Source organism: Shewanella psychrophila, from assembly GCF_002005305.1.
Lineage (GTDB): Bacteria > Pseudomonadota > Gammaproteobacteria > Enterobacterales > Shewanellaceae > Shewanella > Shewanella psychrophila.
Map to the genome: position 1 here is coordinate 5,389,244 of NZ_CP014782.1, position 14,620 is coordinate 5,403,863.

14 protein-coding genes, 1 tRNA gene and 1 riboswitch are annotated in these 14,620 nt (G+C 44.5%); of the genes, 5 read left to right on the forward strand and 10 right to left on the reverse strand.

Features of this window, described 5'->3' with window-relative positions; all coding sequences use genetic code 11:
* Positions 1-19: 19 nt before the first annotated feature.
* The 4 genes from sps_RS23485 to sps_RS23500 form a co-directional block, all read right to left on the reverse strand.
* A complete protein-coding gene (locus tag sps_RS23485; RefSeq protein ID WP_077754723.1) occupies positions 20-1,321 on the reverse strand; it encodes an ABC transporter permease in 1,302 nt (433 codons plus the stop codon).
* An 11-nt stretch (positions 1,322-1,332) separates the two neighbouring features.
* Positions 1,333-2,109 (reverse strand): ABC transporter ATP-binding protein, encoded by a 777-nt coding sequence (locus sps_RS23490; RefSeq protein ID WP_077754725.1) that lies wholly within the window; start codon positions 2,107-2,109, stop codon positions 1,333-1,335.
* A gap of 192 nt (positions 2,110-2,301) precedes the next feature.
* Positions 2,302-2,718 (reverse strand): hypothetical protein, encoded by a 417-nt coding sequence (locus sps_RS23495; RefSeq protein WP_077754727.1) that lies wholly within the window; start codon positions 2,716-2,718, stop codon positions 2,302-2,304.
* A gap of 10 nt (positions 2,719-2,728) precedes the next feature.
* Positions 2,729-3,991, reverse strand: a complete 1,263-nt coding sequence (locus sps_RS23500) for an efflux RND transporter periplasmic adaptor subunit (protein WP_077754729.1) — start codon at positions 3,989-3,991, stop codon at positions 2,729-2,731.
* 423 nt (positions 3,992-4,414) lie between these two features.
* Here sps_RS23500 and sps_RS28590 point away from each other — a divergent pair, with 423 nt between their 5' ends.
* The 4 genes from sps_RS28590 (at position 4,415) to sps_RS23515 (ending at position 7,898) form a co-directional block, all read left to right on the forward strand.
* Positions 4,415-4,588 carry a hypothetical protein gene (locus sps_RS28590; RefSeq protein WP_169915895.1) on the forward strand — a complete coding sequence of 58 codons (174 nt, stop codon included), beginning with the start codon at positions 4,415-4,417 and terminating at the stop codon, positions 4,586-4,588.
* A 35-nt stretch (positions 4,589-4,623) separates the two neighbouring features.
* On the forward strand, positions 4,624-4,974 hold the full coding sequence (locus sps_RS23505; protein ID WP_077754731.1) for a rhodanese-like domain-containing protein: 351 nt from the start codon (positions 4,624-4,626) through the stop codon (positions 4,972-4,974).
* Between the two features lie 553 nt (positions 4,975-5,527).
* Positions 5,528-5,626: riboswitch (cyclic di-GMP riboswitch) on the forward strand.
* Positions 5,627-5,691: 65 nt separating this feature from the next.
* Positions 5,692-7,113 (forward strand): N-acetylglucosamine-binding protein GbpA, encoded by a 1,422-nt coding sequence (gene gbpA / locus sps_RS23510; RefSeq protein WP_077754733.1) that lies wholly within the window; start codon positions 5,692-5,694, stop codon positions 7,111-7,113.
* A gap of 215 nt (positions 7,114-7,328) precedes the next feature.
* A complete protein-coding gene (locus sps_RS23515) occupies positions 7,329-7,898 on the forward strand; it encodes a cytochrome b (protein WP_077754735.1) in 570 nt (189 codons plus the stop codon).
* 175 nt (positions 7,899-8,073) lie between these two features.
* On the opposite strand, the gene sps_RS23520 is transcribed toward sps_RS23515, so the two are convergent.
* Entirely contained in the window at positions 8,074-8,457 is a 384-nt protein-coding gene (locus tag sps_RS23520) for an MAPEG family protein (protein ID WP_077754737.1), read from the reverse strand.
* Positions 8,458-8,610: 153 nt separating this feature from the next.
* Positions 8,611-9,435 (reverse strand): cobalamin-binding protein, encoded by an 825-nt coding sequence (locus sps_RS23525; protein ID WP_077754739.1) that lies wholly within the window; start codon positions 9,433-9,435, stop codon positions 8,611-8,613.
* 161 nt (positions 9,436-9,596) lie between these two features.
* Here sps_RS23525 and sps_RS23530 point away from each other — a divergent pair.
* Positions 9,597-9,683: transfer RNA gene (locus sps_RS23530), tRNA-Leu, on the forward strand.
* A gap of 640 nt (positions 9,684-10,323) precedes the next feature.
* Here sps_RS23530 and cobO read toward each other — a convergent pair.
* The 4 genes from cobO to sps_RS23550 all read right to left on the reverse strand — a co-directional run bounded on the left by cobO (position 10,324) and on the right by sps_RS23550 (position 14,482).
* The gene (cobO, locus tag sps_RS23535) at positions 10,324-10,977 is read right to left on the reverse strand and encodes a cob(I)yrinic acid a,c-diamide adenosyltransferase (RefSeq protein ID WP_077754741.1); all 654 of its coding nucleotides are present in this window, start codon (positions 10,975-10,977) and stop codon (positions 10,324-10,326) included.
* Between the two features lie 179 nt (positions 10,978-11,156).
* Positions 11,157-12,776: a cobyric acid synthase gene (locus sps_RS23540; protein WP_077754743.1), complete on the reverse strand. Its 1,620-nt coding sequence runs from the start codon at positions 12,774-12,776 to the stop codon at positions 11,157-11,159.
* A 295-nt stretch (positions 12,777-13,071) separates the two neighbouring features.
* Positions 13,072-13,626 carry a bifunctional adenosylcobinamide kinase/adenosylcobinamide-phosphate guanylyltransferase gene (gene cobU, locus sps_RS23545; RefSeq protein WP_077754744.1) on the reverse strand — a complete coding sequence of 185 codons (555 nt, stop codon included), beginning with the start codon at positions 13,624-13,626 and terminating at the stop codon, positions 13,072-13,074.
* 82 nt (positions 13,627-13,708) lie between these two features.
* Entirely contained in the window at positions 13,709-14,482 is a 774-nt protein-coding gene (locus sps_RS23550) for an adenosylcobinamide-GDP ribazoletransferase (RefSeq protein ID WP_077754745.1), read from the reverse strand.
* Between the last annotated feature and the right edge of the window lie 138 nt (positions 14,483-14,620).

Genomic DNA, 14,620 nt, shown 5'->3' on the forward strand with positions numbered 1-14,620 from the left:
TGACTTCACGGGCAGCCTTTTACTGACTCTTAAGATGAACGCTTGGATTCGTAGAGCAGATACGCCAGGCCGGATAAGTGCCGGCAACTAAGGCCGCGCAGATCGCAATAGCTGGTGCGATTATCCACATGCTTGGATCCAGATTAGTCAGAGAGTTTTCCAGATCGAAGCGTGCCGACAACATAGACAATGACATCCATGCCCAGATTAAGCCCAATACACCACCACAGAAGCCTATCAACCCCACTTCAACCATGTGCTGAGCAAATATTTGACGGCGGCTTGCTCCTATGGCGCGACGAACGCCGACTTCCGGCGCTCGCTTAAGAAACTTAGCCAGCAATAGTCCCAACATGTTCACCAGACAGACCAACAAGAAGAGCGCGCTAAGACCAACCAATATCTTATTGTCTTCGGGAACCACTTCATTCAGTTCCAGCCACTGAGCAACATTTGAAAGCTGAGCCGCGGCCTCAGGGCTATCGAATCGACCCAATAGCTGCTGCTGTTCTACATAACGCGTCAGCCACTGTGCATATTCATCACGCTGTTTATCATCAGTTAACTCGACCCAATATTGTATCCAGTGCATCTCTGAATTAAGGCGATCACTATAGGTATTGATAGAATCCCGCTTCCAACTTTGATTATTACCCCAACTCTGAAACTCCTCGATAGGTGCAAGAGAGAAAGGTACAAACAGCTGTGCGCTATCTGTGAATGCCCCTGTGGTCACATCGTAATACTGAGGACTGGGATTCCAGATCTTGATCACTCCAACAACCTGATAAGGCTTACTGTCTAAGAACAGAGTCTTACCAATACTGTTTTCCCCTGAGAATAACTTTCTATTCATTTCTTCATTAATCACCACCTGATAAGCCGCTTCGGTATCGACACTCTTATCCCAGGCTCTACCATAGAGGAAAGGCACAGAAAACATCTCGAAAAAATCGCTATCAGTCACCCGTACAGTTTCTAATAGAGGTGATAAATCAGCATCTTCTGTCTGTATCGCCAATCCAGTGACGAACATAGCCGTTTGGCGTACAGGCAGATCACTCTTACGTAAGTTAAATGCATCCTGATAGGTCACTTGGGCATTAAACTCTTTCCAGGCATCCTTACCCTGACTCCAGAGCTGGACAGCAATAAGCTTGTCTGAACGCTCTCCTGCCGGATTAACAGACATGAGCTGATAAACGTTAAGGGTGGTGATGGTAATACTGATACCTATTGAGATAGCGAGTACCATCAATAATGACAACAGAGGCGTCTTCTTAATACTGCGCCAGGCTAAATCGAGATAATAAAAAAACATGGTCGCTCTCCTTAGCTAGCAACTTGTTGAGTCTGCTTTGACTCATCAGTATCTTTGTCTAAATCGGAAGATCCACCAGTAACCAGGTGCGGCTTTTCAGTTCCTGCACCGCCTTGATACATGGTAAAGTCACAAACTTGGCCATCGACAATCTGAATGTTACGTTGAGCTCGACGTGCAAGCTCAGGATCATGAGTCACCATGATGATGGTCGTGCCAGCTTTATTGATATCTTCCAACAACTCCATCACCTGACGTGCCATCATGCTATCTAAGTTACCTGTTGGCTCATCGGCAAGCAGGAATCTTGGCTCACCAGCAAGGGCGCGGGCAATAGCCACACGTTGCTGCTGACCACCGGACAGTTGTGATGGCAGGTGCTTCATACGTGCCGCCAGACCCACTTGCTCTAATGCATGTTGCACACGGCGCTTACGTTCTTTAGCGTTGAAACCACGATAACGCAGAGGCACCTCAACATTTTCAGCTAAGTTAAGGTCAGGGATTAAATTAAAACCTTGAAAGATAAAGCCTATTTTCTCGTTACGAATAGCTGCACTCTTGTTGTCACTCAAATTGGAGATATTGACGCCATCGAGGAAGTAGTCCCCGTGGGTGAAGCCTTCCAGCAGACCAGCAATATTAAGGAAAGTAGTTTTACCTGAACCCGATGGTCCTGTGACCGCTACAAACTCACCTTCTTTTACTTCGAGATTAAAATCTCGCAGTGCATGAGTCTCTACTAAGTCCGTTTTAAATACTTTACTGATGCTTTTCATCGATAACATTTTAATATTCCCTGTTTTATCGTTTAATTCTTTATGAGCTTTAAGCTACGGGCTTCGAGCGTCGAAACTTTCTCTGCCAAGTCTGGTACTCGTGACTCGCTGCTTTATTGTCTGCTTTCAATTGTAGGAGCGGCTTTAGCCGCGATGCTACCGGTTATGTGAGCTTTCCCAGCTAAAGCCAGCCCTTGAGATTTAATCTAAGGCGCACTCGATAATTCCTATGATTAACTTCTGCGTAAAAATGCCTATGTCTGTCAAGAAGTTCCCTGTGTCTAAATCAGTGACTAAGCCAGTATTTACACCTGTGCCTAAGCCAGAAACTATGCCTGTGCCCATATCTAAATTTAAGTCTGTCGCAACATGAGAAACTTCAGTTAACACTGGGGTTGCTGGCGTCGTCATCTCTAACACGTTAAGGCCGAATACATACCAGTCGGCGATGCTCTGAGTCGATACCTGAACAGCAGCCAGCAGAAGCAATAATGCCGACACTGTGATGACTCTCTGTATGTTTAAGGCTGCTAATAAGCTGATGGCTCTACTCCCACTAAGGGCTTTCCGTGCGCTAAAGGCGCTTTGTAAATCACTAGTTTCAATTAATTTGTTCATCTTGCTCTCCCTAGCGTACTAACACTTGCTCAGCTTTGTTGAATGGCTGAATACTGGAAATCACCCAGACATCCCCCGCCTTGCCACCTTGCAACACTTCGATATGGCTCATGCTACGAGCCCCCAACTGAATATCAGTCTGCTCTGCAATATCACCATTCATGGCATAGACTTCTCTGCCACCACCGGTTGAAACAAATGCACCGCGCTTCACCATCAAGACATTGGGTCTGTTTTCCAGTAGCACCCTGGCAGACAAACGCTGGTTCTGACGAAGATGTAAACGATCATCTTGCTCAAACCTGACACGAGCCGTAACTTCACGGTTTCTCACCTCGGGTGAGATTGATGACAGCTCGCCAATCAGAGTCAACTCGCCGAAACTCAACTCAACGTGCATGCCCAAACCTAATTCGTCTGCATATGATTCAGGCACGGCTAGCTCTGCTTCAAAGGCACTCAAATCAACCACTGTGAGTATGGGTTGGCTTTGACCGATACGGGCTTTCTGCTCCGTTAACCAATTACCTATAATGCCGCCCACTGGCGCCTTGATATTTAAGGCAGCTACCTGACGTTCCAGCTCACTGACCACTAATTTCTGGCGATTCACTTCCGACGCCTTATTCTTTATTTCGAAGGTTAAGGTGTCTCGCATCAGCTCGGCTTCCTGCTTAGCATGGGCGGACAATAACTTGGCCTTATGCAAGTCATCTTTACCCTTCTCGAAATCAATTTTAGAGATAAGTTTATTTTCGATAAGCTCATCACCGCGGCGGCTTTCCCTGTCTGCAGCCTCAAGGTCGACCTTGGCCATATCTAAAGTTTGCTGTGCCTTAAGTTGCTCACGACGGGCATCGAGGCGTGCTCGTTCCAATGCGCTCAGCATGCCTTCTAACAAAGCTTCTTGCTGCTTAAGGCTGTTGGTCAACTTGTGACTCTCGATTGTGGCCACCACATCACCTAATTCGACGCGGTCGCCAGGCTTAGCCAGTAGTGTCACAGTGCCTTGGTCTGTGCTGTATAGGATGGGGGCGTTAGCCGCGACAATTTTACCAGTAGTGGCTATGTCTCTGGTCAGAGTGCCTTGCTCTAAGGTGGCAAATCTAAGCTCACTGCGCTTAATCGACTCACTGATCTGACTGCCGCCGACACTTGACCAAACCAGACCGGAAACTAAAAGCACTGCCGCCCCGGCCACTAAAGGCCACTTTAATTTCTTGCTCATATTTGGCTGAACCACAGTGTCCTGTCCGCTGGTATCCTGAATCATCATCTTATCCCTGTCCGCTTAGTGAGTGCTGTATCACTATCTTTCAATTAATCAATCTTGCGATGATATATACAAGGAGTGTGCCAAAAGAAAATATCCACTACCATTCAATGATTTATGATTGAAATTAAAAGTCGGACACAAAAAGTGTCCGCGGACACATGGAATAAGTGTCCGTTCATTTGCTCATTTGAGCAAAAATGTGTCCGATCATTTACTTAAATGGTCATTACTTGTGTCCGGCTTGTTATCGGACACATAAACACCTTGTCCGTTAACTAGCTCAGTGAAGGGCTTCTGGCTATTCATTACCAAGCACACCGAACAGTCCATCACATTTATCTAATAAACTGATTGCAAGCCCGTAAATAGTCCATTAGAATTTTCTCATGAACTTTTATCCATCAGTTTTGGGTACTCGATATGTCCACCAGCTCTCATCAATTCAGCCTAAGTACGGCAGTGTTTATTATCGATGACCCGATATTTAATGGCCTAGCCATCAGTTTGATATTCGGCATCATGATATCCACCCTATTAACTCTGGTGGTGATCCCTGTACTCTATTATGCAGTGATGAAAAACAGACTCAGCTAACCCAAACGCCCTAAACTCATAGAAGGAAAGCCAAGATGCTAAAAACAATCGCCGAACTTATCGCTGAAGCCCAAAGCACTGTCAATGGTATTAATGCACAGGAAGCCTCCATGAAGTGCAGTGAGCTCAATGGCATATTAATCGATGTGCGTGAAACATCCGAGAGTGCCCAACAAGAGGTAAAAGGGGCTATTCCTATTCCCCGTGGCGTACTAGAGATGAAAATGCTCAACCTCTATCCTGACGAGAAACAGGCCATCTTCGTTCATTGTGCATCAGGAGTCAGAGCATGCCTGGCAGCAGAGCAGTTAGTGAGACTAGGATATGAGAATGTGTGGGCCATCACCTGCAAAATAGATGCTGTGCGCGCAGCCAATCATCACTAATCGCTTCTGTCTGAGCCTAAGTACCATCTATAGACTTCATCATGCTCACTAACGCTGCTTTTATAGTTAAACTAGTGAGCCATGAATAAGATAGTGCTTATGGATACTGTTATTAATAAAAACCCTCTTGAAGAAACAACGATTAATTCGATGAACTCTAATTAAGCATACTTTAGCTCTTACTATAAAACCGGACATAGCTATACAAGTAAAAAAGCGAAAACCTTGAATAAACTATCACAAGTCAAAAAAATAACTAGTGCCGAAATATCAACGAAAAAATCGATTAATGATGCTTATAATTATCTTAAAAATAATAAAACCACTTATATCGCCTTAAACAATCAAGATAAATAACATTCTCAAACTGAATAAAAAACAACAAAAACCAACTAATGTAACAAGCGCTAATTTAGAGTATTTATTCAGATGAAACATATTGTAACGAGAGTAACAAAATAGCTTTAATTATTTAAATTTAAACTGTAGTTTCCCGCTTGCAATCAATCGTACGGTAAAGAAACACAAGCCCTGCGATATAAGAATGCAAATATTAGTCACTTGGCAAACTAGTTGAAAAACTAGGACGCAAAGCTTCCGATCTAAAGATATTAGTCAGTTAACTAATGTCCAAGATAGCGGGGTTGCAACTCACTGAAGTCATCGCTTCAGGCCAAACTGACTGTTCACAAATCTATCATTTAAATGGAAGAATTTATGACAGTAAATCAAAATCTCATTCGACTCGTTACCGTAAGTTCCCTGCTTGCCAGCACAGGCGTTATGGCTCATGCCTATATTTCAACTCCGGGTGCCGAAGCGCGCGGGTACATGTGTCAACTGGGTAAGAATAGCGACTGTGGTCCAGTTCAATATGAACCCCAGAGCCTTGAGGCACCCAAAGGCTTCCCTCAATTAGGTCCTGTCGATGGCAAGATAGCCAGTGCAGCACAGGGGAACTTCAGCGAACTAGATGAACAGACACCACTTCGCTGGACCAAAAATAAAATGGAAGCAGGCCCTATGACCATGACTTGGCATTATAAGGCTAAGCATAAAAATCAGGGGTTCGAGTATTACATGACCAAGCAAAGTTGGGACCCCTCTAAGCCATTAACCAGAGACAGTTTCGACCTGACACCTTTTTGCAGCATTGCAGGTGATGGTCAATTGACTCAAGACGACATGAGTCATGAATGTACCGTTCCTGAGCGTAGCGGCTATCAGATCATATTAGGGATCTGGAGTGTGGCCGATACAGCCAATGCCTTCTATAACGTAGTGGACGTCACTTTCGATGATGCAACACCAGCTGACTGGTCTCAAGCCGGCACCATATATCCTTCAAGAGATCTAAAAGTTGGTGATGCCGTGATGACTCGAGTATTCGATGAGCAGGGAGAGCGTGACGATCTGCAAACTCGAATAGAGATCACCAATGACTCCCAAAGTCAGACCAATGTTTGGTCATATGCCCTTGCCAACAAGATAAACGCCGAACACACAGATATTCAAGCAGGTCAGGTCAATGCCAATGGTCAGTTTATCCCTGTATATGGCACAAATCAGGTCTACGTCAAAAAGAGCAGTAATTTGACTAGTGTGCAGATCCAGATAGATCAATTGGTTCCCGACCTTGAGGTGAATATCACAGGTGTAGAAAGCAGCTATGACATTATAGACAAAGCTGTAAATATAAACTTCGATGCAGCCGTCTTCGGCGATACCATGGTCGTAAACGCAACCTTAACCAACCATGCTGGTACACCACTGGCCTATGTCCATGAGATCATCGAAGATAATGCCAGCCACAGTTTCGCTATGCCGATAGCAAACGCTGAGGTCGGCCATCATATCCTTAAGATCATCGCCAGCCCTAAAAATGGTGGTGAATATGTGCGTGAAAACTTAGACATCATGTTTAAAGAGCCAAGCTCTGGGGAATATGACTATAGCTTCCCTGAAGGATTAGGCTCTTATGTTGAAGGCACTAAAGTGTTTCAACCCAAAAATAATCAGATCTATCAATGTAAAGGCTTTCCATATAGCGGCTGGTGTAACATCTGGAATGAGAACGCTTCACAGTATGAACCTGGCGTAGGTAGTAACTCTACCGATGCTTGGGATCAAACGAACTAGCTTTAAATTTAAGATGTGAAATGCCCATAAAAAGCGATCATTAAGATCGCTTTTTTCATGCCTAATGAACAAATATCTAGACTAATACCAATCGATATAAAACGAATGCACAATTCAAAACTTCGAAGATAGTGCTGAGGGCGGCATAGCCTTCAGTTATAAATCGGAGACGTTCACATCTATTTCGTACTCTTATCTAATTTAAGGAAATAGCGATGACACATTCATCATTAAAAAACAAACAGACTCATTTTGATTTATTAACTCGATTTTTTCACTGGGTAGTTGCGCTTACCATTATTTATAATACGATTGCTGGATATACCATGTTCTTACTCGAAGATGCCTATCCTAACGTGTATCACTTCATTGGAGATATCAACGTATCCCTAGCCAGGGTAGTCGCAATAATATTTATATTTCGCTGGATATGGTCACACTTCAGATATGAGCCAACTTCAAACTGTGATCTTCCATTACTACAACAAAAAATAGCCAAACTTGTTCATTCAATTTTATATTTAAACATGCTTATCGTTTATTTATCAGGTTTTCTAATGCTAGAAAGTAGCTTTAAAATATTTTGGTTACTTGAATTACAAAATCCTGTGAAAACACCTGAAATAAACCATTTATTTTTTATGGTTCACCGATACAGCTGCATCTGTTTAGCTTTATTTGTGCTAGTTCATATCGCTGCGGCGCTTAAGCATCACTTAGTAGAGAAAAATAATGTACTCATCCGCATGCTAGGACCTAAATTTACACTTCGTGAAACCATTTAAATTAGTTTCACTTACATATAAATATTTAAGTCGACAAGATAGATAGATCCTGATGTTGTGCTGGCGTAATTAGCCTAGTACAACCCAAATAAAAGCGATCATTAAGATCGCTTTTCTCTCTATTTAAGAGCCCACTGACAATGCCATTAGACTCACTCAGCTTTACCAAGAGTGATTAAAATGCCTGAAAAAATATACCGAATGAGCAAACCACAGCCACAAACCAAGCCAGAGAACGTAACGTCCCTTTATCGAGCAGATACAGTAGCTGATAGGCAACACGGGCTATCACATGCACTATGGCCAAAGTTACAACGGTGTCGTTAACATTATCCGTGGCTATCACAGTCATTACCGCTGCTCCAAAAATCAATAGAGACTCGAAGGCATTTTGATGCCCCGCCACTGCGCGAGCACCGAAACCAGTTAGCTTAGCCTGTTGTGCTCTAGGGTGTGCGTTATCATAGCCACCCGCTTTAGCCATAGCCCAGGCCACCGGCCCTTTAGCCAAATAAGGCAACAACATGGCAATAAACATACAAATAAGTAAAGTAGTCATAGGGAACAAAGTCCTTTTAGTTTTAAGTTTTAAGTCCAAGGTTAAAGCAAAGAAAATTGTAAGCTATAAGTTCAAAGCAGACTCGAGTCTCGAGTTCAAAACTAATCTAAAAGATTCTCTTACTTACGACTTAAAACTTACAACTTTCAGTTACTATCTCGCTTTATCTAACGCATCACACAGCGCTTGCACGCCTTGGAGTGCACGCGGTGCGGCTCTGTGTAACAGATCTGCATTGAGCTGATATATATGCTGGTTCTTAACTGCTGGGATCTCCTGCCACTCACTCCAGTCGACACCTAAGACATTGCCTTCATCCTGACTCTGCAGAATAACTTCTGGCATTTTCAGCAATACGCTCTCCAGGCTCACCTGAGGATAATCACTGGCCGCATCCAGATAGACATTGTCGCCATGACAGACGCCGATAATCTGCTGGATCCAGCTATTTTTAGCCACAGTCATCAAGGGAGTTGACCAGAGTTGATAGAAGACTTTTACCTCAGACTTGGCCAGATTATCTTTGCGCAGAGCCTCGAGCCCAGTAAGGTAATCATCTGCAACCTTGTTTGCCTCGGCTTGATGACCTGTTAGCTCTCCCAATTCCTTCAGCTCATCGGCAACGGCTTCCAGCGTCTTAGGATCGCTGTTATACACATTAAGCCCCAGATCCTTTAATCGCTGTAGATCCTCGGCCTTATTACCACTTCCCCAGACCACGACTAAGTCAGGTTCCAGCTCAAGCACCCGCTCTATCTGAATGCCATGGTAGCCGCCGATTCTCGGAATATCTAGAGCCGATTTTGGAAAGTCGGCATGATCTGTGGTCGCGAGTATTGAGTCTCCCGCGCCTATGGCATACAGCATCTCGACCGAGTGTGGCGATAACGCAATGACACGTTTAGCGGGCGCGGCCATAATTGAAAACACTGGCAGACACACAGCCAATAACAAGACGATTCTTTTGATAGCTTTCATTACCTTCTCTTATAAAAATACACATAGCAAAATCATTCAATAACAGACCAACATCTATTAAGCTGAGATTGATTGACAGCAATAACATAGAGCAGTACTATCAGACTTGCAAGCAGTTGAAAAATAGATGTATTAATCAGGTATTTTCAACTCGTAGCAATGCAGATGTGGTGGAATTGGTAGACACGCTAGCTTCAGGTGCTAGTGCCCGTAAGGGCGTGAGAGTTCAAGTCTCTCCATCTGTACCAAACTTATCTTAATATCCAAGTGCTTATCTCGTTTCATTCTAAAAATCATCCCCAAATCGACCTAGATTTATCTAAGTATTCACCAAGATTCTCTCTAAGAATCCGAACCAGTACTTTCACAGAGAACCTCTTAAACAGTCAACTAAAGTACTAGCCCCTGAGCATTTGACTATTCGCTTAGAGACCTTGAGGTCTCTTTATTAGAGACGTTGAAAACTCTTTATTAGAAACGTTGAAGACTCTTTATTAGAGCAGATGACGGCCCCCTACCCAAAAGCCGCCGAAGGCTCTACGTGGTGGATTGCAAAAATGAAAACAATAACGCCACAGAAGCTAGCATAGCTGTAGCTGTAGCTGTAGCTGTAAGCATAAATCGACATAGGCCGATTCAAACCTTCAATGACTTAACTGAAAAATACAACCATAGATTGACATAAAATATAACCATATAATGACAAATTGCTTTGTCATTATATGATTCAAACTACTGATATAACAGTGTTTAACAAAAGGTTTGCGTAGAACAAACCTAGCCTTCCGAATGCAATAAATAATGATATTTATCAACCGCATAGGGAGTGTTTATGTCAAGGTGTGCTTATTTTATGTCAGCTTATGCTTTCAGCGACAATAGCCATTTTTAGTAGTCGAAGCCGGGTTGAGCTTTTACTCCATTATCAAACGCATGCTTAATCGGCTGCACTTCGCTCACTGTATCTGCCAGCTCGATAATCGCTCTATGACATGCTCTACCCGTTACGATCACGTGCTGCATCTTAGGTCTGTTCTTCAGCGCCGTAATGACTCGCTCAACATCTAAGTAGTGGTAGCTCACCATATAAGTCAGCTCATCTAACATAAGACAATCTATGCTCTCATCTTTCAATAAAGCCTCGGCAGCTTCCCAGGCACTTTCTGCGGCTTGAGTATCTTTGTCTCTATCTTGGGTTTCCCAGGTAAAGCCAGTCCCCATTACATGAAACTCGACCCCGGCTCCTTCGAGTAAGCTGCGCTCACCGCATTCCCAGTTGCCCTTGATAAACTGCACCACCGCAGATTTCTTGCCATGACCGACACTGCGCGCAATAGTACCAAACCCTGAGGTAGACTTGCCTTTACCATTGCCTGTCAGCACTAAGAGTATGCCCTTCTCCTCTTGAGCCGCCGCAATCTTGGCATCGACAGTCTCCTTGACTCTCTGTTGTCTCTGCTTATGACGCTGGGCTTTTCTCTCTTCTTGGCTCATCTGTTTTTCTTCATTCGTTGAGTTTGTATTTTCGTTATTATCTGTCATTTTATTTCCATATTTCCATATTTCTATAAGTTTTAAGCTCAGGAGCAAGCCAAGAAAGCTGTAAGCTATAAGTTCAAGGCAGAGATAAAGCAGCTTCGAGTCTCGGGCTCAAAATAAGACTAAAAAGTTTCGAGTTTTAAAGCTCTTACTTACCACTTATGACTCCTAGGTTCTAATTCTTAGCTCCCTAAGATCTGCTCTATCTTTTCCATGTCTAAATCTTGTTCCAATTGATCGGCAAATCGATTCAACTGCTGATCACGAATTGCATCTATGTCGACGGGTTCCACATCCGACATACCGGCCCACTTAAGTAACAAGGCACAGGCATCCGGTGAGTCGAACAAGCCGTGCAGGTATGTCCCTAACACTTGACCATCTTCTGAGAGCATACCGTCACCGAACGAGTCAGTAACTGACTCACCTTCGGCTTTTGAATCCGTTGGAGAGATGTTCAAAGGCTGAACTTGGCTATCGATTTGTGTCTTGAGTATCAGAGATTGACCACAATGGATCTCATAACCTTTCACCTGAGCCAGCTCACCGAGTAACGAAAGTTCACCTGTCACCTGACGTAAGACTTTGTTGGGATTTAGCTCTGTAACCAGAGACAATAACTCGAGTCCTTCGGTCTCTCCAGCCTCACCTTCGACGCCAGTGGGATCATCAATAAGCAGGCCTAGCATCTGATAACCTCCACAGATCCCCAGCAACTTACCGCCGTATCTTAGGTGCTTCTTGATACCAGTATCCCAACCTTGTTGCCGTAGAAACTCCAGATCTGCACGGACGTTTTTACTGCCGGGCAATATGATGAGATCCGCTTGTGGCAGCACACCAAACTCAGATTGACTCTCTGCTTGGGTCTGCAGTGATACATAATTAAATTCAACATGAGGATTGAGCCGCAGAGGATCGAAATCAGTGTGATTGCTGATCCGCGGGAAGACGAGTACCAAGACCTTGATTCGAGTCTGAGCCGACTTACTTGGCGCCGGTGTCAGCGCATCCTCGGCGTCCAGGTGCAGATCATGCAGATAGGGGAGCACGCCGAGAACGGGCTTACTGGTGTAGGCTTCTAGCCAGTCTAGCCCCGATTGCAGCAGGGCTATATCGCCTCGAAAACGGTTAATGACGAAGCCTTTAATTCTGGCCTGCTCGGTATCAGATAATAACGCTAAGGTGCCCACCAAATGTGCAAATACGCCACCTTTATCGATATCGGCAATGATGATAACGGGACAATCTACCGCTTCGGCAAAACCCATGTTGGCAATATCACCTTCCCTCAAGTTAATCTCTGCCGGACTCCCCGCCCCTTCAACCATCACCAGCTCATAGGTATCGGTTAAACGTGAAAACGAATCTAACACGGCTGACATGGCTTTAACTCGATAACCTTGCTGGTGCTCATCCCCACTTCCATCATCTTGCTCTTTATACAAGCCGAAGAAGGTCTTAGCCTCCATCAGATCCAACGCCTGCCCCTGGACTATCACCTGAGCGCCAGTATCTGAGCTGGGTTTAAGCAAGATAGGATTGAAGTCTGTATGCAAGGGCAAACCACAGGCCACCGCCTGTAGCGCCTGGGCACGGCCAATCTCACCACCATCGGCTGTTACCGCGCTATTGAGTGCCATATTCTGTGGTTTAAAGGGAGCTACACGCCTGCCCTGGCGAGAGAATAAGCGACACAGGCCAGCGACTAAGGTGCTCTTACCCGCATCGGAAGTGGTTCCCTGCACCATAAGCACACGGGCTGCGCCCATCTTTGGATCAATAATGTTATTAGAGTTCATCTTATTCTTTATATTTCGTATGAAGTCACAGACTTTAAGGTTTTTAGAAGCAATGAATACTGAGAAGCATGAAGGATACTAGCCTTCTTAGCCTCTAACCTTGCTTGCTTTATCTTAATCTACTGGCTAACAGATTCGATTCCGGCCACAAGCATGCCGGAATGACGAATGAAGAGAGCCTTCAAGCTCTACTCTTAAAGCATATAGCTTTATTACACATTCTTGAGTCTTCAATCTTTCTTTTTAAGCTTAATGCTTATAGCTTTCATAGCACTTACTTAAGCTTCCTTAGCTTCTACCCCTTCAATCTCATGGGGATTCCAGCTATTACTTTAGTCACAGTATCCGCAATCGCTGCAATATCCTGATGCAGCCAGCCCGCTTCATCGACAAAGCGGCGATTAATCTCGCCAAGAGGTACTATGCCGCAACCGACTTCATTGCTGACTAGATAAATCTCACCGGGTAATTCGGTTAATGCCGAGAGTAAAGCTTGCTTCTCGGCGCTCCACTTGCGATCGCAATCGGTAAATACCGTCGGAGAGTCTTCGAGCATCAAATGATTAGTCAACCAGAGTGTCAAACAGTCGACCATGAGTACCCTATCCTTCCTGGCATATTCACTCAGGGTTTCCACCAGATTTAACGGAGTCTCGACGGTTACCCAATCCAGACTATCAGCCTCTCGGTCAGCTTTATGGCGAGTAATTCTGTCAGTCATCTCATCATCTAAGGCCTGAGCCGTCGCAATATAGACGCACTGATAACCATTTTCGCTGCATGTCTTTGCCGCCATAGCGGCATAACCCGTCTTACCACTGCGGGCCCCACCGAGTACCAGATGTATCATGTTATACCTCCTGAGATGCTTTTAGCTCCCATAACCGCGCATATAAAAACGCTTAGAGCAGACCAGATAAAATTCAGCTTTATCATGCCAGGCTGCCTAATAAGAGCATATAAAATACCAGCTCAGAGACTTGTTGAGCAGCCCCTAATGTGTCGCCGGTATATCCACCTATCTGCCTTCGAAAAAGTGTCACTAATATCCAGCGGAGCAGGAATAAACTTGCTGCTATCAGTATGGCTGACCCCAGGCCACTAAGCCATAAAGCCAGTACAGCTGTAACCAGTAATATGATCAGCTCATTAGCAGTTTGGTTTTGAGCCAATGGCTTGCTCTTGCTGCCCTCTCCTTCGCTAACATAAGTATCGGTGTAGATAATACTTGCGGCCAATACCCGGCTAAGACAGTGACCTAAAATCAGCGCAACAATGACAAATTCAGGATCATATAGCGCCAGTTCTAACAGCAACATGTACTTTAATATCATGGACAACAATAAGGTTACCGCACCATAGGTACCTATGCAGGAGTCTTTCATTATTTTCAGTTTATCGGCAACCCCCCAACCACCACCAAAACCATCGGCGGTATCGACCAGGCCGTCTTCATGAAAGGCCCCTGTCACGACGACACCCACTATCATAGCTAAAATGATGCTGATGGAAGTTGGCAGAACATGAAGACTGAGCTTATAGACCAATGCCGACATAGCCCCCACGAGTATCCCAATCAAACCGAAGTACCTACTGGCCTTATTAAGATTATCGGCATCAACCTTGACCCAAACTGGCATAGGGATACGGGTAAAGAAGCCCATAGCAATAAAAAACAGCGTCAGTTCTCTGCGTAACACATCCATAAATAATCCTTTAAAGAAACCTCAAAAAGCTAAGAAAGCTTTAAGCTGTCAGTCCCAAGACAGAGCTAAGAAAGTTTCGAGTTATAGCGCATAACTCATAGCCTGTAGCCTGTAGCCTGTAGCCTGTAGCCTGTAGCC